The sequence below is a fragment of the Chelativorans intermedius genome, from assembly GCF_025398255.1.
Classification (GTDB): Bacteria; Pseudomonadota; Alphaproteobacteria; order Rhizobiales; family Rhizobiaceae; genus Chelativorans; species Chelativorans intermedius.
Genome location: NZ_JAODNW010000028.1, coordinates 18,219 through 36,181, shown reverse-complemented (window position 1 = coordinate 36,181; position 17,963 = coordinate 18,219). Strand labels below are relative to the sequence as shown.

Annotated in this window: 14 protein-coding genes; 11 read left to right on the top strand and 3 right to left on the bottom strand. The window is 64.3% G+C overall.

All coding sequences use genetic code 11. The features are described 5' to 3' along the window. Positions 1-129: 129 nt before the first annotated feature. The 3 genes from NYR58_RS17700 (at position 130) to NYR58_RS17690 (ending at position 4,029) form a co-directional block, all read left to right on the top strand. The gene (locus NYR58_RS17700; RefSeq protein ID WP_261522486.1) at positions 130-1,794 is read left to right on the top strand and encodes an ABC transporter substrate-binding protein; all 1,665 of its coding nucleotides are present in this window, start codon (positions 130-132) and stop codon (positions 1,792-1,794) included. A gap of 171 nt (positions 1,795-1,965) precedes the next feature. Continuing rightward, on the top strand, positions 1,966-3,096 hold the full coding sequence (locus NYR58_RS17695; RefSeq protein ID WP_261522485.1) for a carbohydrate ABC transporter permease: 1,131 nt from the start codon (positions 1,966-1,968) through the stop codon (positions 3,094-3,096). Positions 3,097-3,168: 72 nt separating this feature from the next. Continuing rightward, positions 3,169-4,029 (top strand): carbohydrate ABC transporter permease, encoded by an 861-nt coding sequence (locus NYR58_RS17690; protein WP_261522487.1) that lies wholly within the window; start codon positions 3,169-3,171, stop codon positions 4,027-4,029. A 53-nt stretch (positions 4,030-4,082) separates the two neighbouring features. On the opposite strand, the gene NYR58_RS17685 is transcribed toward NYR58_RS17690, so the two are convergent. After that, a complete protein-coding gene (locus NYR58_RS17685) occupies positions 4,083-4,952 on the bottom strand; it encodes an AraC family transcriptional regulator (RefSeq protein ID WP_261522484.1) in 870 nt (289 codons plus the stop codon). Between the two features lie 195 nt (positions 4,953-5,147). On the opposite strand from NYR58_RS17685, the gene NYR58_RS17680 reads away from it, so the two are divergent. Genes NYR58_RS17680 through NYR58_RS17670 form a run of 3 tightly spaced genes read left to right on the top strand, consistent with a single transcriptional unit; the run spans position 5,148 to position 7,185 of the window. Beyond that, entirely contained in the window at positions 5,148-5,879 is a 732-nt protein-coding gene (locus tag NYR58_RS17680) for a spermidine synthase (RefSeq protein ID WP_261522483.1), read from the top strand. Further along, complete coding sequence (locus NYR58_RS17675) at positions 5,876-6,565, top strand: class I SAM-dependent methyltransferase (protein WP_261522482.1); 690 nt, start codon at positions 5,876-5,878, stop codon at positions 6,563-6,565. Before NYR58_RS17680 ends, NYR58_RS17675 begins: the two co-directional genes overlap by 4 nt. Then, positions 6,562-7,185, top strand: coding sequence for a methyltransferase domain-containing protein (locus tag NYR58_RS17670; protein ID WP_261522481.1), 624 nt, complete (start codon positions 6,562-6,564; stop codon positions 7,183-7,185). The genes NYR58_RS17675 and NYR58_RS17670 overlap by 4 nt, the downstream gene beginning before the upstream one ends. On the opposite strand, the gene NYR58_RS17665 is transcribed toward NYR58_RS17670, so the two are convergent. Next, a complete protein-coding gene (locus NYR58_RS17665; protein ID WP_261522480.1) occupies positions 7,151-7,342 on the bottom strand; it encodes a hypothetical protein in 192 nt (63 codons plus the stop codon). The two genes, NYR58_RS17670 and NYR58_RS17665, sit on opposite strands and share 35 nt — an antisense overlap. 282 nt (positions 7,343-7,624) lie before the next feature. On the opposite strand from NYR58_RS17665, the gene fahA reads away from it, so the two are divergent. Next, positions 7,625-8,896: a fumarylacetoacetase gene (fahA, locus tag NYR58_RS17660; RefSeq protein WP_261522479.1), complete on the top strand. Its 1,272-nt coding sequence runs from the start codon at positions 7,625-7,627 to the stop codon at positions 8,894-8,896. Between the two features lie 51 nt (positions 8,897-8,947). Further along, positions 8,948-9,598, top strand: a complete 651-nt coding sequence (gene maiA, locus NYR58_RS17655) for a maleylacetoacetate isomerase (RefSeq protein WP_261522478.1) — start codon at positions 8,948-8,950, stop codon at positions 9,596-9,598. A gap of 225 nt (positions 9,599-9,823) precedes the next feature. Here maiA and NYR58_RS17650 read toward each other — a convergent pair whose 3' ends face one another. Further along, a complete protein-coding gene (locus NYR58_RS17650) occupies positions 9,824-11,455 on the bottom strand; it encodes a tetratricopeptide repeat protein (protein WP_261522477.1) in 1,632 nt (543 codons plus the stop codon). A 933-nt stretch (positions 11,456-12,388) separates the two neighbouring features. Between NYR58_RS17650 and NYR58_RS17645 the strand changes: the two genes are divergently transcribed. The 3 genes from NYR58_RS17645 to NYR58_RS17635 are packed head-to-tail and all read left to right on the top strand — an operon-like array spanning position 12,389 to position 17,887. Further along, positions 12,389-14,830 carry a calcium-binding protein gene (locus NYR58_RS17645; RefSeq protein ID WP_261522476.1) on the top strand — a complete coding sequence of 814 codons (2,442 nt, stop codon included), beginning with the start codon at positions 12,389-12,391 and terminating at the stop codon, positions 14,828-14,830. Further along, positions 14,830-16,590 (top strand): type I secretion system permease/ATPase, encoded by a 1,761-nt coding sequence (locus tag NYR58_RS17640; RefSeq protein WP_261522475.1) that lies wholly within the window; start codon positions 14,830-14,832, stop codon positions 16,588-16,590. Before NYR58_RS17645 ends, NYR58_RS17640 begins: the two co-directional genes overlap by 1 nt. Next, the gene (locus tag NYR58_RS17635) at positions 16,583-17,887 is read left to right on the top strand and encodes an HlyD family type I secretion periplasmic adaptor subunit (RefSeq protein ID WP_261522474.1); all 1,305 of its coding nucleotides are present in this window, start codon (positions 16,583-16,585) and stop codon (positions 17,885-17,887) included. Before NYR58_RS17640 ends, NYR58_RS17635 begins: the two co-directional genes overlap by 8 nt. The last annotated feature ends 76 nt before the right edge of the window (positions 17,888-17,963 follow it).

Here is a 17,963-nt window from a genome sequence, read left to right as displayed (position 1 = left end):
TCTGTTCTCCTTGTTGCTTCGAACATTAAGAGAACAAGCTCTCCTTTTGAATGGCCCAGTTTCTTGGGGGCAGGTCACCAGCGTTCCCGATCACAATCATGCACGATCGTCTAAGGGAGGAGATCATCCATGAAGGCTCATATCTATGAGCGGCTGATGGCCATGCAGGCCAGCCGCCGCCGTCTCTTGAAGGGAGCGGCCGGTGCCGGGGCGCTGGCGCTCGGCGCGCGGGCAGGGCTGGTGCGACCGGCGTTCGCGCAGGACAGTCTGCGTGCCGAAATTCTCAAGATCCCCGGCGTGGGCCGGGGATCGCCCACCGATGCCGATTGGCAGAAGGTTGGCGAAATGTGCCTCGGCGGCACGCGCGAGACCGTGCAGGAAGGCGAGTTTGCCGGGGTGCAGCTCACCTTCATGGGCCTCAACAACCAGAACCTGCACAACTTTCTCTTCCGTGGTTTCCTGCGCCCCTGGGAGGAATATACCGGCGCGCGCATCGAATGGATCGACCTTGCGCAGGCCGACTACAATCCGAGGCTCCAGCAGTCGATCGCCACGGGCACCGTCGATTTCGACATTCTGGAGATGGGCGCCCCCTTCGAAGGCGACACGGCCGGACGCGGCCTGCTCGATGAGATGCCGGACTGGGTGAAGACGCTCATCGACATGGACGACTATGTGGACTACCTCAAGGCGCCGGTGGGCACGTGGGACGGCAAGACCTATCGCATCTCCATCGATGGCGACTGCCACACGCTCGCCTTCCGCACGGACTATTATGCCAGTGAGGAGCTGGCGCAGGCCTGGGCGGAGGAGGGCGATGGCAGCCCGTGGGAGCCGCCGACGACTTGGGCGCAGGTCAACGCGCACTCCAAGTTCCTGGCCGGCAAGACCGATCCGCTTACCGGACTTCCGGCCTATGGCTTCCTCGATCCGCTCAAGATCACCTGGGGCGGATTCGGATTCTACTTCCTGGCCGACCGGGCGGCGCCCTATGCCAAGCACCCCGACGATCCGGCTTGGCTGTTCGATCCCGATACCATGAAGCCGCGCATCAACAATCCCGCCTTCGTGCGCGCCATCGAGGAGGTGATGGAGCTGATCGCGGCCGGTGCCTATCCGCCGGATCAGCTCAACGCCGACCCCAACACGACGGCCTTCCAGCAGTTCCTCGCGGGCACCGGCGCGATGCTTACCTGGTGGGGAGATGTGGGCTCCAATGCGCGCACTTCCGATACTTCGGTGGTGGGCGACGTTGTGGGCTTCTCCACGAATCCGGGGTCGGACGCGGTCTACAATTCGCGCACCGGCGAATGGGAGCAGACGCCCAACGAGGCGCCCAACAATGCCTATATCGGCTGGGGCATCTATGTGACCAACCGGGTGTCGGGCGACGAGAAGAAGCGCAAGGCCGCCTGGTCGGCGGCGGCCCATCTGGGAGGCAAGGACCTGTCGCTGTGGACCGTCGCCTATCCCTCCGGCTTCCAGCCTTACCGCAACTCGCACTTCATCTTCGACGAGTGGGAGGCGGCCGGATACGACCGCGACTTCATCGAGGACTATCTGAGCTCCAACCAGGACAGCTACAACCATCCCAATGCGGCGATCGAGCCGCGCATTCCCGGCATCTTCCAGTACTATTCGATCGCCGAGGATGAGCTGGCCAAGATCTTCGCCGGCCAGTACGGCTCGGTGCAGGAAGGGGCGGATGCCATTGCCGCGGCCTGGGAGGAGATTACCGACCAGATCGGCCGGGAGCGCCAGATCGCGCTCTACAAGGCATCGCTCGGCATGTGACCCAGGCTCAGGATGCGGCGGACGGAGAGGGACCGGTGGCCCAGCCGCCGGTCCTTTCTCGCCCAAGCCTGGCAGGGACGATGAAAGGCAACAAGGGCGCAGTCGACCGGCATGACCGTGGCGGGATGCGAGAAGCCTTCCGCGCCGCTGGCGGTCACGACAGGACAGGGCATGGACAAGGCAACCGCAGCGGCCGTCGAGCCGGATGATTTCGTGATCCCCGATCCCATTCCCGAGTCCCGCAAGCGGCTGGGACGGATGGTCTTTGCCGCGGGCACGCTGATGCTCGTGGCCATCGCGCTCATGCGCGCGCTTCAGGAACTGGGCATCGTCGATCTCGGCTTCGCCACCTGGCGGCCGGTGCTCTATGCCTACATTTTCTGGGGCGTCATGCTCGGCTGGTCGCAGGTGCTGCGGCGCGGAGAGGATGGCAAGCGAGCGCTGTTCGTCCTGCCGGCAGCCCTGTTCGTGGTTGCCATGGTGGTCTTTCCGCTGCTCTTTGCGCTCTATGTCTCGTTCACGGACTGGAACCTTTCCTCGCTCGACGGGCCGGAGTTCAACGGACTGGACAACCTGCGCCGCATGGCGGACGATCCCTTCTACTGGAACGCCATGCTCAACATGGTGTGGTACACGCTGGCCATCGTCGCGGAGTATGCCATCGCCTTCGGCCTGGCGCTGGTCCTGCATTCGCAGATCCGCGCGCGCAAGTTCTTCCGCGTCGTCTTCCTGCTGCCGCTCATGCTCTCGCCCGTGGCCCTGTCCTGGATGGTCGGCAAGTCGATGATGGAGAACCGTTTCGGTCCGCTTGCCAATTTTGCCCGTTGGCTCGGGTGGGAGAATCCCGCCTTCTTCGCCGACCCTTGGCTTGCGCGCCTCTCCATCATGGTCATGGATGCGTGGACCTTCATCCCCCTGATGATGATCATCCTGCTGGCCGGTCTCCAGTCGCTCCCCCGCGAAGTCATGGAGGCGGCCAGGGTTGACGGCGCCACGCCGTGGCAAACCTTCTGGAAGATCACCTTTCCGCTGATGCTGCCGGTCTCCATCACCGCCGTCATCATTCGCGTCATCTTCAAGCTCAAGCTAGCCGACATCATCATCAACGTCACATCCGGCGGGCCGGGCGGGGCGACCGACTCGGTGACGAGCTTCATCTTCCGGGAGTATCGCGACCGCTCCAATGTCGGCTACGGCACGCTGCTTGCGGTGGTCTATCTGGTGATCATCGTGGCGTTTCTCGTCACGCTGCTCAACCTGCTGGGCCGCTGGATGCGCGGCTACGATCAGGAGGTCAACTAGGCAATGGTCGCCATCGAAGACACCATTTCCACGGCGCAGCGGCAGGAAACCCAGACGGAGCGGCTGCAGCGGATGCTTCTGCGACTGCTGGTCTACAGCATTCTTCTCCTGTGGGCGGTCATCTGCCTGTTCCCGATCTACTGGACGGTGACGACCTCCTTCAAGATGGCGCCGGACGTCATGCGCGGCCATCTCGTTCCCTGGGTGGATTATACGCCCCAGTGGCTGGGCTGGCGCTCGCTGGGTCTGTCGCCGGACACGATCTTCAACGTCTCCACCGTGCGGGCGGAATTTCTCAAGCGTTTCATGAACAGTGTGATCACCTCGATCTCGGCCTCCTTTCTGGCGGTCGTCCTGGGGTCGCTTGCCGCCTACGGGCTGAGCCGGTTCCGCTACCGTTTCGGCCCGATGAAGAATGCCGACATCTCGTTCTTCTTCCTCTCCCAGCTCATCCTGCCGCCGGTGGTGCTCGCGCTGCCGTTCCTGGCGCTCTATCGCGAGCTGGCGCTGCTCGACACGCGCATCGGGCTCATTCTCCTCTACACGCTGATGGTGCTGCCCATCGTCATCTGGATCATGCGCGACCAGTTCAAGGCCGTTCCGGTGGAGCTGGAGGAGGCGGCCCTCGTCGACGGCCTGTCCATCTGGGGCGCCTTTCTGCGCATTGTCCTGCCCATCTCCCTGCCCGGCATGGTGGCGGCCTTCATCCTGTCGCTGATCCTATGCTGGAACGAATATTTCTTTGCCGCCCTTCTTACGAGCACCGAGGCCAAGACGCTGCCGGTGATGGTGGCGAGCCAGACGGGAAGCCAGGGCATCAACTGGTGGTCCATGGCCGCGCTCTCCACCGCGGCCATTGCCCCGCTTCTGATCGTCGGCGTGATCCTGGAACGCTACATCATCGCCGGCATGGCAACGGGCGCGGTGAAATAGCCAAGAATGCCCTGCGCCCGTGCAGGCGCGAAACCTGCGCCTTTCTGCCCGCCTCAATCCTCCGGGGCGCGCAGGGGAAGGAGGATTTCGGTGAGCCACTCGGCGGGAGGAAGCGCGCGGGGATTGTTGAGATACTCCTCGACCACCGGCTGGTTGGCCGGCTCCTCGCCGCTTTCGGGCAGCCAGACGCCATAGAGCCACGCATAGGCCTTGTGAAGCTCCGCATACGGGCCCTTGTGCAGGAGGCTGGCATAGCGCCCGCCGGCAATCTCCATGCGCTTCAGCCCTTCGGGAAGCGGATCCGTCTTGCCGACGGTCAAGCAGGCGTCGGAGCGGCACTCCTCGGGCGGCGTGGCGCTCGGATCGTCGTAGTAGATGCCGAACGAACGGGTATCCGGGCCCATCAGGCCGTGACCGGCAGCAAGGGCGATGAGGCGGTCGAAGGCCTGGCCAATCTCCATATAGGGTCCGACATGGCGGATGGCGGCGACGGTCTGGGGTTCGAGGGTCTTTATGGTCACGGAGCTCATGTCTGTGCGCCTTCCTGGTTCTGCAGGCGGATTGCTGGAGGGTGGGTGCGGCAGCCCTCTGGCGCGATAGGCAGCGGGCGTTTCGCCATATTGGGCGGCAAAGGCGCGGGTGAAGGCTTCCACACTGCCATAGCCGGCCTCAAGCGCGATCTCGGCAATCGGTCTGCGGCCACCGACGAGCGCCCCGGCCGCATGGTGCAGCCGCACCCTTCGCACCGTCTGGGCAACGGTTTCGCCCATCATCGCCCGATAGATGCGATGAAAATGCCAGGGCGAGAAGCAGGCCAGCGCCGCGAGGCTGTCCAGATCGTGGTCCCGTACCGGGTTTGCCGCGATATGGCCGGCGACGCGGGCAATGCGCTCGCCATAGCTCAGACGTGTTCTGTTCTTCATGGTCACCACCCTTGACGCGCCTGCACTATGCCAAAGCCCGTCTTGATCCGTCTTGCGGATTTCGGGACAGAAGCAATGATCGGCTTTTCCGTCCCGCGGCGCGCGCGGCTTTGCCAAACGTAACAGAATGGCCTATCCGCACAGGGCCGTCGGCGGCGGCCGCGGCATCCACCGATAGATGAGGAAGGCAGTCATTTGAGCCCATTGTTTGAGGAACTTGACTATCAGGTCACGCCGATGGGCGCGCTGGTTCTGCGCCGCCGCCGGGATCTGACGACGGGAGAGGACATCTACGAGATCAAGCTTGGCGAGGCGTTCCTGATGTCCTCCAAGTTTACCGTCTCGGAACGGGCGCTCGCCACGATCGCGCTTGCCGCCCTGCCGCAGCCTGACCTGCGCGTCGTGGTGGGCGGTCTCGGGCTCGGCTACACGGCGGCAGCGGCGCTCGACCATGCGAATGTGCGCTCCCTGCTCGTTGTCGATGCCCTGAAGCCGGTCATCGAGTGGCATGAGGAGGGGCTTCTGCCGCTCGGCAGGCGGCTCGGTTCGGATGAGAGATGTCGGCTCGTGCATGGCGATTTCTTTGCCATGGCCGCCTCTCCTGAAACGGGCTTCGATCCGCTGGCCCCGGGCTCGCGCTTTCACGCCATCCTGCTCGACATCGACCACTCGCCGCATGCGGTGCTGCAGCCCTCCAACGCCGCGCTCTATACGCAGGAGGGGCTGCAGAAGCTTGCCGCGCATCTGCTGCCCGGCGGCATCTTCGCGCTGTGGTCGAACGATCCCGGGGATGCGGCCTTTACCGCCATTCTGCAGGCGGTTTTCGGCGAGGCGCGCGCCGAGCCGGTGACATTCGACAATCCGCTGCAGGGGCGGCTTGCGCGGCAATGCGTCTATCTGGCGCGCAAGGGTGGAGGCGCCGTGTGAGTGCCGAGCGCCGGCTCTCATCCCCGGACAGCATGAAGTGCCGTGTCTGTGGTGCGCCGGGCTGCCGCCCCTTCCTGCATGTGCAGGGCAGGGACTACTGGGATTGCCGGATCTGCAGCGCTGTGTTCCTGGACCCGGCGGCCCTGCCTTCCCCGCAGGAGGAGCATGCGCACTACCTTCGCCATCGGAACGATCCGGACGATCCGCGCTATCGCCGGTTCCTTTCGCGGCTCGCCGAGCCGCTGCTGGCACGGCTCGGCCCGGCGCGCCGCGGGCTCGACTATGGGTGCGGGCCGGGGCCTGGTCTGGCCGCGATGCTGCGCGAGAAGGGGCACAGGGTCGTCACCTATGACCCCTTTTTCGCACCCGATCGCAGCGTTCTTGCCGGCTGCTACGACTTCATCGTCTGTTGCGAGGTGGCGGAACATTTTCATGAGCCGGCCCGTGAATTCGCCCTTCTCGACCGGCTTCTGGCGCCCGGCGGCTGGCTTGGGGTGATGACCTGTTTCAGAACGCAGGACGAGCTTTTCGCCCGCTGGCACTATCGCCGCGACCCGACCCATGTGGTGTTCTACAAGGAGGAGACCTTGCGCCATCTCGCCGCCGTGCGCGGCTGGGGGTGCGAGATTCCGCGCAAGGATGTGGCGCTGATGCAAAAGCCCGAAAGGGAGGAAAAGACGGCATGACCAGCTGGCTGCACGAGCAGCGTCTGGCCGCTGTCTGCGCGGCGGTGCGCCAGTGCCGCGCCCGCTCGGTGCTTGATCTGGGATGCGGCGACGGAGAGCTGTTGACGCGCCTTGCGGCGGAGCCGCGGATCGAACGGATCCTCGGCGTGGATTTATGCCGCGCGAGCCTTGAGCGGGCGCGGGACCGCCTCGCGCGTGTGGAGACGGGCGGTGCGCAGGTCGCTCTCATCCACGGCTGCCTCACCAAGGCGGGAAGCCGCCTTGCCGGGTTCGACTGCGCCGTGCTCGTCGAGACGATCGAGCATGTTGCGCCTGAAAGGCTGTCTTCGCTTGAGCGGGCGATCTTCTCCCGAATGCGGCCGGGGCGGGTGGTGGTCACGACGCCGAATGCGGAGTTCAACCCGCTGCTCGGCGTGCCGCCGCACCGCTTCCGCCATCCCGATCACCGCTTCGAATGGGACCGCGAACGCTTTCGTCGATGGGCGGCAGGCACGGCTGCCCGCCACGGCTACGGGGTGGCGTGCCATGATGTTGCCGGCTGCCACCCCAGGCTGGGTGGTGCAAGCCAGATGGCGGTCTTCGACCTCACGCCGGCTGGCACGGGCCGCGTGGCGGCGTGAGGGCCAGGATTTTTTCAGACATATCTGAGGCCTTTTTTTTGAGTTTCTGGCGCATGTTGCGAGCCTTTGGCGTGTCGGCGGCGAGCACCGTTTCTGCGTCCTGGCGGGGCATCACGCGCACGTCGTCGGCACCGATGGCGTCCTGAAATGCGCACATGCCCGTGAACTCCGCATCGCCGCCACCATGCTCGGAGGAGGAGAGAAGACAGGCAGGACTTGGCGCTCGCCGCCTTGGCGATCTCGCGCTTGGATGCGGCGCTGCGGCCCTACCGGGAGAGCGCTGCCGGGCGCCGCATTGCGGTGGCGCCTGTTGCGACCGTCTGGCCGTGTCCATCGGTCTTGCGGCGCTTGATGGTTGCAAAACCGACCATTACGAACGTAACGACCGGCATGCAGGCCGGCCTTGCCATGCCGCCGGCCGCCACAACAGGAAGGCAGAATGCGAAGCTGGATCGAAGGCGCCAACGCGCCGGAATGCGACTTTCCGCTCGAGAATCTGCCCTATGGCGCGTTCCGCCGCAGGGGTGAGCGGTTGCGTTGTGGCGTTGCCATAGGCGACCACGTGCTCGATCTTGCCGTGCTGGAGGAAAGCGGCCTCATCCATGCCGGGGGCAGGACGGCGGTCTTTGCCGCGCCGCACATCAATGCCTTCATGGCGCTGGGGCCCGCGGCGTGGAGGCGGGTGCGCGCCCGCTTGACGGATCTGCTGGCCGAAGGGGGCGACCCGTCGTTGCGAGGCGAGAGGGGCATGTTGGCACGCGCGCTCGTGCCCTTGAAGGAAGTCGAACTCGGGCTTCCCATCAAGGTTGCGGGCTACACGGATTTCTACGCCAGCCGCCAGCATGCCTTCAACGTCGGCACCATGTTCCGTGGGGCCGGGAATGCGCTGCCGCCCAACTGGCTGCACATCCCCATCGGCTATAACGGGCGCGCCTCGACGGTGGTCGTCTCGGGCACCGACATCCGTCGGCCGCTCGGCCAGCGAAAGCCGCCCGAGGCGGCAGGGCCGGTCTTCGGCCCCTCCACCCGTCTGGACTTCGAGCTGGAAATGGGTGCGGTGGTGGGCGTGCCGAGCCGGATGGGCGAACCGATCACCGTTGCGGAAGCCGACGCGATGATCTTCGGCTATGTGCTGCTGAACGACTGGTCGGCGCGCGACATTCAGGCCTGGGAGTATCAGCCGCTTGGTCCCTTCCAGGCCAAGGCCTTTGCCACGACCATCAGCCCCTGGGTGGTGACGAAAGCGGCGCTTGAGCCCTTCCGTGTTTCCACGCCGCCGCGGGAAAAGCCGCTGCTGCCCTATCTCTGCGAACCGGGGCCCCTGCTTCATGACATCCATCTGGAAGTCGCCTTGCGGCCGGCGGGCGCGGAGCGGGCGACCACGATCGCGCGCACGAACTCCCGTCACCTTTACTATTCGGCGGCGCAGCAGCTTGCCCACCACGCGGTCGGCGGATGCAGAATGGAATGCGGCGACCTTTTGGGTTCCGGCACGATCTCCGGGCCGGAGAAGGGCAGCTTTGGCTCGCTCCTCGAGCTTGCCTGGGACGGCAGGGAGCCGGTCCGGCTGGCAACGGGAGAGACGCGCAGCTTCCTCGAGGATGGTGACGAAGTGACGCTGAGGGGCTGGGCCGAGGGTGAGGGATACAGGATCGGCTTTGGCGAGTGCACAGGCCGGGTGTTGCCCGCCCCGGCGGAGCGCGACTGGTAGGAGGCCAGAAGGCCGGCAAGCCCCGCCCGCTGCCGATGGGGAAACAAGAGCATGGCGACGGTTCTCTATGATTATTGGCGGTCATCCGCCAGCTATCGGGTGCGCATCGCGCTCAACATGCTGGGAGAGGAGCACGAGATCGTGCCGGTCGACCTGCTGACACAGGAGCAGCGAAGTCACGCGCATCTGCAGCGCAATCCACAGGGCCTGGTGCCGGTGCTCGCAATCGATGGGCGCACCCTTACCCAGTCCCTGGCGATCATCGAGTATCTGGACGAAACCCGTGCGGCAGGCTTCCTGCCCGCCGATGCGGCGGGGCGTGCCCGCGTGCGCGCCCTGGCCCACGCCATTGCCATGGAAATCCATCCCATATGCAATCTGCGCGTGGCCACGCACGCCGCCTCGCTCGTCGGGGGAGGCGAGGAAGCCGTCACGGCATGGATGCACACATTCATCGGCGAAGGACTGCGGGCCTTCGAGGTCATGCTGAGCGACGGGGACGCTGGCGATTTCTGCCATGGGGACAGTCCCGGACTGGCAGACTTCTGCCTCGTGCCGCAGCTCTACAACGCCCGGCGCTGGCAGGTCGATCTGTCGGAATTGCATCGGATCTTCAGGATCGAGACCAACTGCGCGCGCATCGCCGCCTTTGAGGCAGCACATCCCGACCGCGTCCGGCCGGGGACTCTCGGCGGTTCCTGAAGTTCCGACACCCGGTGTGACCCAACGGAGCGGCCCGAAGGCCCGTACTGACACGCCCGCCGCAAAAGGCCGAGGAGGCCGACATCGTGACGTGACGGAATGACCAGCAGGAAGGGCGCGGCGGAAGGCTGAGTTCCATAATGCAGATTATGCGATATCTACAGCTACGCACCCCGAGCAAGCTGCGATCCTGATGGCCGTCCCCGGTGCGGAAGATGCGTCGCCTCAGTCGGTGCAAAGTCGCCAACGGATCGGCTGTTCCGGCCGATATGCGCAGAACGTGCCCGTGCGGACGGACGTCCTGAGGTGCCTGGCCAGATCGGGATGCAGGGTCTCGATCTTGCGGATGGCATGGCGGATGCGCCAGGTGACGGCGGTGCGGGCCCGTTCGCTCATGCTTCCCAACTGCCGGTTTCGGCCGCCCAGCCCCAGCGCTTTGGAGAGCATTTCGACCAACTGGTCGAGTTCCTCCCGCGCGCGCTCGGCGCGGCCGGGATCGTTCATGTCTTCCGCTTCCGCAATTTCCTCCTGCAGATCGCGGATGCGAAGTTTCAGGGATTGCCGCGCCTTGTCGTCGAGGATGAACTGGCCGCCATAGGCTTCCTCCTCGCGCCCCGCGAGATCGAGACAGTGAATTTCCTCTCCCGCGCGCCCGATGAGGCGTTGAATGTCGCGCAGTCCTTTTATGTCGGGTAGGTTGGCCTCCCGGCCTGCAAATCTCAGTCGCCACCCTCCCCCGCCGGAGACGAAGATATTGTCCGTCGGCATATGCGAGGCAGTGGTCTCGGGGGAACGTTTCGCGATCCCGCCGTCAACGAGACGAAAGCCATCGGCGACGAACTCCCGGTCCTCGCGACGGCGATACGGCGCGTAATCGAGGAGCCAGTCGCAGGCCTCGCGCGGCGTAAACGGCCTGCCATCGGCAATCATGCGGCCGAACTTCTCGTAGAACAGCTTGAGGTGATGCTGAGCCTCTCCCATTCTGCCGAGATAGGCGCTCGAGATGGCCGAGTGGGCGGGCGCGCAGATGAGCGGCGTATTAACCGCCCGACCATTCAGCTTGAGAAAATCTTCGAGTTTTCTCGCCGTGAAATAGGGAAAGGCCGCGTAGGCGTAACAGCCGTTCGGATGGTAGGGGTTGAGGTGGAGTGCCTGCGCTCCTCTTTCGATCCCGATCTCCGGCCGCCCCAGAAAAACCTCCGCAACAGCAAGCTGCAGCAGCACATCCGCGTCGTTGGGGCAAATCTGCAGGGCGCGATCCAGATACCACGATGCTTGCTCGTATTCGCGCCGATAAAGCAGAATCCTGCCGATAACCACGTGCAGCATTGCATCGGAATCGTCGAGATCCAACGCCCTGTGTGCATATTCGTAGGCTGCCTGGCCGTTCTCCGCTATCCTGTTCCAGAGCTGGCAACCCCACTCATTGAACCAGGACAAGGACAGACCGGCATAGGCGCGAGCATATTGCGGATCAAGCTCAAGGGCGTGCCGGAAGAGGCCTCGTGCCTCTTCGTCCGCCTCGTACGACCCGCGCCTGAGCAACGACATCCCCTTGAGCGTCAACTCGTAGGCCGCCAGGGACCCGGTGGGCTTGCGACGGGCCGCCTGCAAGGCAGTTTCTTCGATGCGGGCACTGAAGGTGGCGCTGATGCGGGCAACGAGCTCGCCCTGCAGTTCGAAGAGCCCGGTCGCCGGTGCTTCCAGCTTCTCGCTCCAAAGCTGCGCGCCGCTTTCGCCATCGACCAGACCGGCAACGAGGCGGAAACGTTCTCCCTCCCGCTGGAGACGCCCGCGCAGGAGATGCGTGGCTCCCAGGCGCCGGGCGGCTTCCCGGTCGGCCAGCTCCGCAACCACCGCACCCGACATCGGTGCGATGCTTTCCAGCGTGGAGAAGCGAGCGAGCGCGTCCGAAAGGTCCTCCACCAGGCCGTCGGCGATGGTCCCGTCCGACTGCCCCCCCGAAACCACCTTGAAGGGCAGAACCGCCAACACCGGCTTCTGCCTGCGTATTTCGATCCCGCCTGGCGCGTCACATCCTGCTGGGCGCATGGCGCCGTCTCCTGGAAAACCCGGTGTCTCCCTGCCCCACGCGTGAAGACATGGCCCGGTTCTTATGCGTCAACAGCATATCATATTCAAGAACAACAATAATAACAATTCTTATACTTTTACTTCTTGATATACACTGGCTTCGATCTTCTTTATAATAATTATGAATATTTCATGAAGTATACGCTTGATTTCGCAAGAACGATACATCCATTGTCGTAGAAACCGTTCAAGAACACTCCCGCCCGCCAAACACCCTCCCCGACCCGATGTTGGGTGGCAAAGTCCTGCCTGACGGGAAAAATCCGATTGCCTCACACTGTAAGGCGCCACCTCACGCCCTTGAATGCGAGAACGCCGCGGAGGTTCATGAATGCCTTCGCTGGTGTCGAAACGAACAGGAAAGCGAAGAGGAAGCATATGCCCGACACCGACACCATATCCCGCAGACGACTGAGATATGTGCATCTGCATCACGTTTCCTGCATCCATCCCTCAATCGCGCGAAGGGCGGGACAGCCGTGAGGTGAAGATGCGACCGGCGGCGAATGCGCAACGCGAAAGAAGCCGCCTGAAGATGCCCTGAAGGCATCGGTCTTTCAGCACATCGTCGTCAACCCCGCCTTCACGCGGTTTCCAGCCCGCAACGGCGGCACTTGAGCAGCCCGCAGGACACGCGCCTGCCAGCGTCTGGCGAGCGGGCGGCACGATTTCATTTGACAGTGGAGCATTCTAAAGATGGCAAAAACGATTATCGGCAGCGACTACGCCGATGTTCTGATCGGAACGTCGGGCCAGGACTACATCTACGGCTACGGCGGTAACGACTATCTCTCGGGCGGAGGGAGCGCCGACTACCTCAGCGGAGGTAGCGGCAACGACTATCTGCACGGCGGCAGCGGCAATGATGTTATGGTCGGCGGAAGCGGCAACGACACGCTGGTCGGAGGTGTGGGCGCCGATGCCCTCTATGGCGGGATCGGTACGGATTTCGCAAGCTATACCGACGCGGGATCCGGTGTCACAGCGAGCCTCGAAAACCAGGAAATCAACACCGGAGACGCAAAGGGCGACATTTTCTCCTCGATCGAGGGCTTGAGCGGCAGCGCCCATGCTGATCGCCTTTATGGTGACCATCGCAACAACGTTCTCTACGGCAATGGCGGAAACGACCGCCTGTATGGCCGTGACGGAGACGATACCCTCTCCGGCGATGCCGGCAAGGATGTCCTTGACGGAGGGGACGGCGATGACATGCTCCTGGGCGGTGCCGACAACGACACGCTGCGCGGCGGTGCAGGCAGCGACCGCCTCTATGGCGGTTCCGGTCATGACACGGCCAGCTACGGGACGGCCACGAGTGGCGTTGTTGCCAGCCTCGCAACCCCCTCCATGAACACCGGTGATGCACGCGGTGATTTCTACTCCTCAGTGGAAGGGCTGAGCGGCAGCAGATATGCTGACGTTCTGATCGGCAATTCCGCGGACAATACGCTCTATGGCGGCTTTGGGGACGACGAGCTTGTTGGCGGCGCGGGCGCGGACAAGCTCATCGGCAGCTTCGGCGCGGACTACGCCAGCTATACAAGCGCCACGCAAGGTGTCACGGCCTTGCTCTATGCCCCGAACCTCAACAAGGGTGACGCCAAGGGAGACACCTACAGCTCGATCGAGGGACTTCTGGGCAGCCAGCATGACGATACCCTGGGGGGAAACGGCTTCGCCAACGAATTAAGAAGCGGCAATGGAAACGACATACTGATCGGCGATGGAGGCGCCGACATTCTCGATGGCGGCGCGGGATACGACACTGCGAGCTATGTCAACGCCGAGGAAGGCGTCGTTGCCAGCCTTACCGATTCCGCGATCAACGCCGGTGACGCGGCCGGCGACATGTACATTGCGATCGAAGCGTTGAGAGGCAGCGCCCATGACGATTGGCTTTACGGCGATGCCGGCGCCAACGGTCTCAGCGGATGGTATGGCGACGATCGTCTCATCGGCTTTGCCGGAAACGACGCGATGAACGGCCAGGCGGGGGACGATGTCCTCTACGGCGGCCAGGGTGCCGATACGCTGATCGGTGGCTCCGGCAACGACATTCTCGTTGGCGGCGTGCACGGCGACACGATGCAGGGCGGCAGCGGCTTCGACTATGCAAGCTATGTGGACGCCAGTTCAGGGGTGTATGCCGATCTGGGAGATCCTTCCTGGAACGTCGGCGACGCCCGATATGACACATACGATTCCATCGAGGGGCTTCGCGGCAGCCAGTTCGCCGATACGCTCATCGGCGACAGCGCGTCGAACATCATCTACGGCGATTCCGGCAGCGACATGATCCTCGGCAGGGGCGGAGACGACACGCTCTACGGCGGCATAGGCAACGATCAACTCCGCGGAGAGGATGGTAACGACACGCTCTATGGAGGTTCGGGAGACGACAAGCTTTTGGGGGGCGAAGGGGCCGATCGTCTCGACGGCGGCCTCGGCTTCGACTTCGCCAGCTATGCCACGGCCACGGAGCGCGTCAGGGTCTATCTCGATGCTCCGGCCTACAACATCGGCAGCGCGGCCGAGGGCGATACATTTCAGTCCATCGAGGGCCTGATCGGAACCAGCTTCGACGACCGCCTCTATGGCTCGGACGACAAGAACGTTCTCCATGGCCGGCACGGCGATGACTTCATGCGCGGCAGGAGCGGCAATGACGATCTCTATGGGGACTCCGGCAACGACACGCTGCTGGGCGATGCCGGCAAGGACATCCTCAACGGGGGAACCGGCAGAGACTACCTTTATGGCGGTTGGTACGGGCACGATGTCTATGTGTTCGACACGGCGCTCAGCGCTAACACGGACCTTGAGGTGAACCCCCATGCGAATGTCGATGTCGTCGAGTTCAACACCGAGTATCACAGGATCTGGCTGGACAATGCGATCTTCAGAATGCTCGGGGAGGAAGAGAGGGTCGAACTGTCGGCCAGCATGTTCCGCGCGAACGCCGGCGGCCTTGCCGAAGATGCCGACGACCATATCCTCTACGACACGCTGAGCGGCAATCTCTACTACGACGCGGATGGCAGTGGTGCCGGCGAGCGCACCTTGTTTGCCGAGCTCCAGGTGTGGGACGGAACGGTGCCGCAGGACATCACGCACGCTCACTTTGCCGTGGTCTGATGAACGGAAAGACAAAACCGAGCGAAGCGGCGGCCGACCCGGCCGCCGCCTGGCTGGTATCGTGCCGGGGCGCGCTGGCGGCTCTGGGGCTGTTCAGCGGCGTTCTCAACCTGATGGCGCTCACCGGCTCGCTGTTCATGCTGCAGGTCTATGACCGGGTGCTTGCCAGCCGCAGCCTGGCGACGCTGGTCGCTCTCCTCGTGCTGGTCGCCCTCCTTTATGCTGCCCAGACGGTGCTCGACGCCGTACGCGCGCGCATACTGGTTCGGCTGGCCTGCCTGTTCGACGAGGCGGTTTCGCCATCGGTGCACGCAGCGATTCTCCGGTTGCCCCTGCTTGCCGGCGGACGCGACCATTCCTTGCAACCGCTGGCCGAGATGGACCGGGTCCGAGCGTTCCTGGCCGGGCCTGGTCCGGCGGCCCTGCTCGACCTGCCCTGGATCCCGCTTTATCTGGGTCTGTGCTTTCTCTTCCATCCCTGGATCGGCATGACGGCGCTCGCCGGAAGCCTTGTCCTGGTTGCCTTGACGCTGGTTGCCGAGGTGCTGTCCCGCGCGCGGGCAAGGGCCATCGCAACGACCGGTGCCAAAAGGGCGCGGCTGGCCCAGGCCGGACATCGGAATGCGGAGGCGGTTCGGGCAATGGGCATGGCCCCGCGCCTTGGCGAGCTCTGGGCGGAGGCCAACCTTGCACACCGTGAAAGCTGGCGGCGCACCGCCGATATCGTTGGAACCCTTGGAGCGGTCTCGCGGGCGGCGCGCATCATGCTGCAATCCGCTGTCCTTGCCGTCGGAGCCTGGCTGGCCATCCGCGAGGAGGTGACGGGTGGAGCAATCATCGCTGCCGCCATTCTGACCGCACGGGCGCTGGCCCCGGTCGATCAGGCGATCACGCATTGGCGAAGCTTTGCCAGCGCCAGGCTGGCCTGGCGGCGGCTGAAGGAGGCGCTTGATAAGCAGCAGCCGCAGCCGCAAACCGCTCCACTGGAGCTGCCCTGGCCAAGCACAAGCCTTTCGGTGGAGGGCGTTGCCGTTTCGGCGCCCGGCATCCTGCCGCCATTGCTGCGGGATGTGCGTTTTGAACTCACGGCGGGACAGGCGCTCGGGGTCATCGGGCCAAGCGGGTCGGGGAAATCCACCCTGGGGCGCGCTCTGGTGGGGCTGTGGCCGCCGCTTGTCGGCCAGATCCGCCTTGATGGCGCCCCCCTGGAGCGGTGGTCGCCTGCCCTTTTGGGGCATCATGTGGGTTATCTGCCGCAGGATGTGCAGCTCCTCGACGGCACGGTATCGCAGAACATCAGCCGCTTTGCGGCCGATGCTGCCAGCGATGCAATCCTTAAGGCAGCCAAGGCCGCGGGTGTGCACGACATGATCCTGCGCCTGCCGGAGGGTTATGAAACGCGTATCGGCGAGGACGGCGCGGCCCTGTCGGCCGGCCAACGCCAACGCCTTGCCCTTGCGCGCGCTCTTTATGGCGATCCCTTTTTGGTGGTGCTCGACGAACCCAATGCCAACCTCGATCTCGAAGGCGAACATGCGTTGAAGCGCGCCATCCTCGCCATACGCAGGCGTGGCGGCATTGCTGTGGTGATCGCACACCATCCCGCAGCCCTAGCGGGAACGAACCTCGTTCTCACTCTGGTGGAAGGGCGCATGCGGGCGATCGAACGGACGGAGGACGTGCTGCAGCGGATGCGCCGTCCGCAGGCAAGCGCGCGCCCCGTGTCGCTGCTCAAGGACAGGGAGGCGCGCCGTGCGTGACGTACCTTCGGCCCGTGGTTCGCTCAATCGGCACATATGGGCGGGACTTGCCGTGCTTGTCCTGCTCTTCGGCGCCGTCGGCGGCTGGTCCGCCACGGCCGAGCTTTCCGGCGCCGTCATCGCCGAGGGTCGGCTCGCGGTGGAAAGCCATGTCAAGGATGTGCAACATACCGAGGGGGGCATGATCCGCGCGTTGAAGGTGGCCGAAGGCGACCATGTCCGGGCCGGCGACATCCTCCTGAAGCTCGACGACACGGTGCCGCGCGCCAATCTGGCCATCATCGCCAGCGAACTCGACCGGCTTTCTGCACGGAAGGCACGTCTGGAAGCCGAACAGACAGGGGCCGAGCGGCTGGCCTTTCCCGCCGATCTCCTTGCCCGCAAGAATGAAACCGAAGTCTCCAGGCTGCTTGCAAGGGAAACGGCGCTGTTTGATTCCCGCCGTGCAGCAAGAAGCGGCCGCATCGCCCAGCTACGTGAAAGGATCGCACAACTGAAACGTGAGATCGAGAGCATTGGCCACCGCAAAACGGCCAATCGGCGGGAGATGGAGGCGCTGCGCAAAGAACTGTCCGCCATTCGCGATTTGTGGAACCGGGGGCTGACGACCCTGTCGCGCCTGACGGCCATCGAGCGCGACATCGCCCGCCTTGAAGGCGAGCGCGGGCAGCTTGCTGCCGCCACGGCAAGGGCGAAGGATCGCATTGCGGAAGTCGAATTGACGATGCTCCAGATCGACCATGACCTGCGCAGCGAGGCCGCGGCCGAACTGCGCGACGTCGAGGCACGGCAGGCCGAGCTCTTCGAGCGGCGGCGGGCGGTCGAAGCGCAGCTTGCCAACACCGCCATCCGCGCGCCGCAGGCCGGCGTGGTTCATGCCCTTTCGGTGCACACGATCGGCGGCGTTGTCGGCGCCGGCGAGACGATCATGCAGATCGTGCCCCACAAAGACGCGCTCGTCGTCGAGGCGCGGGTCTCGGCAGAGGGAATCGACCAAGTGCACCTCGGCCAGGAGGCGGTGCTGCGCTTCTCCGCATTCAATCGGCGCACCACGCCGCAGATCAAGGCAAGGGTCGTCCATGTTGGCGCCGATCTCGTGCAAGATGCACGCACGGGCGCCGCCTACTACGCCGTGCGCCTTGTCATCCCGCCCGAGGAACATGCCCGCCTGCAAGCCCTGAAGCCGGTCTCCGGCATCCCGTTGGAAGTCTTTATCCGCACGGACCGACGCACCGCAATCTCCTATTTCCTCAAGCCTTTCCAGGACCAGATGGCGCGGGCCTTCCGGGAGCGATAGGGAGAGATCGGCGGCGGTGCGGCCGGAGTTCTCTCTTGACTTTGTCGCCGTCATGCGATTATGACACCGATGTCAT

What these genes read in the sequence shown, in the direction of transcription:
- NYR58_RS17670 (WP_261522481.1), top strand. Translation starts at nt 6,562, where the DNA reads ATGACCAGCTGGCTGCACGAGCAGCGTCTGGCCGCTGTCTGCGCGGCG.
- NYR58_RS17695 (WP_261522485.1), top strand. Translation starts at nt 1,966, where the DNA reads ATGGACAAGGCAACCGCAGCGGCCGTCGAGCCGGATGATTTCGTGATC.
- NYR58_RS17685 (WP_261522484.1), bottom strand. Translation starts at nt 4,952, where the DNA reads ATGAAGAACAGAACACGTCTGAGCTATGGCGAGCGCATTGCCCGCGTC.
- NYR58_RS17665 (WP_261522480.1), bottom strand. Translation starts at nt 7,342, where the DNA reads ATGTGCGCATTTCAGGACGCCATCGGTGCCGACGACGTGCGCGTGATG.
- NYR58_RS17640 (WP_261522475.1), top strand. Translation starts at nt 14,830, where the DNA reads ATGAACGGAAAGACAAAACCGAGCGAAGCGGCGGCCGACCCGGCCGCC.
- NYR58_RS17700 (WP_261522486.1), top strand. Translation starts at nt 130, where the DNA reads ATGAAGGCTCATATCTATGAGCGGCTGATGGCCATGCAGGCCAGCCGC.
- NYR58_RS17690 (WP_261522487.1), top strand. Translation starts at nt 3,169, where the DNA reads ATGCTTCTGCGACTGCTGGTCTACAGCATTCTTCTCCTGTGGGCGGTC.
- NYR58_RS17645 (WP_261522476.1), top strand. Translation starts at nt 12,389, where the DNA reads ATGGCAAAAACGATTATCGGCAGCGACTACGCCGATGTTCTGATCGGA.
- maiA (WP_261522478.1), top strand. Translation starts at nt 8,948, where the DNA reads ATGGCGACGGTTCTCTATGATTATTGGCGGTCATCCGCCAGCTATCGG.
- fahA (WP_261522479.1), top strand. Translation starts at nt 7,625, where the DNA reads ATGCGAAGCTGGATCGAAGGCGCCAACGCGCCGGAATGCGACTTTCCG.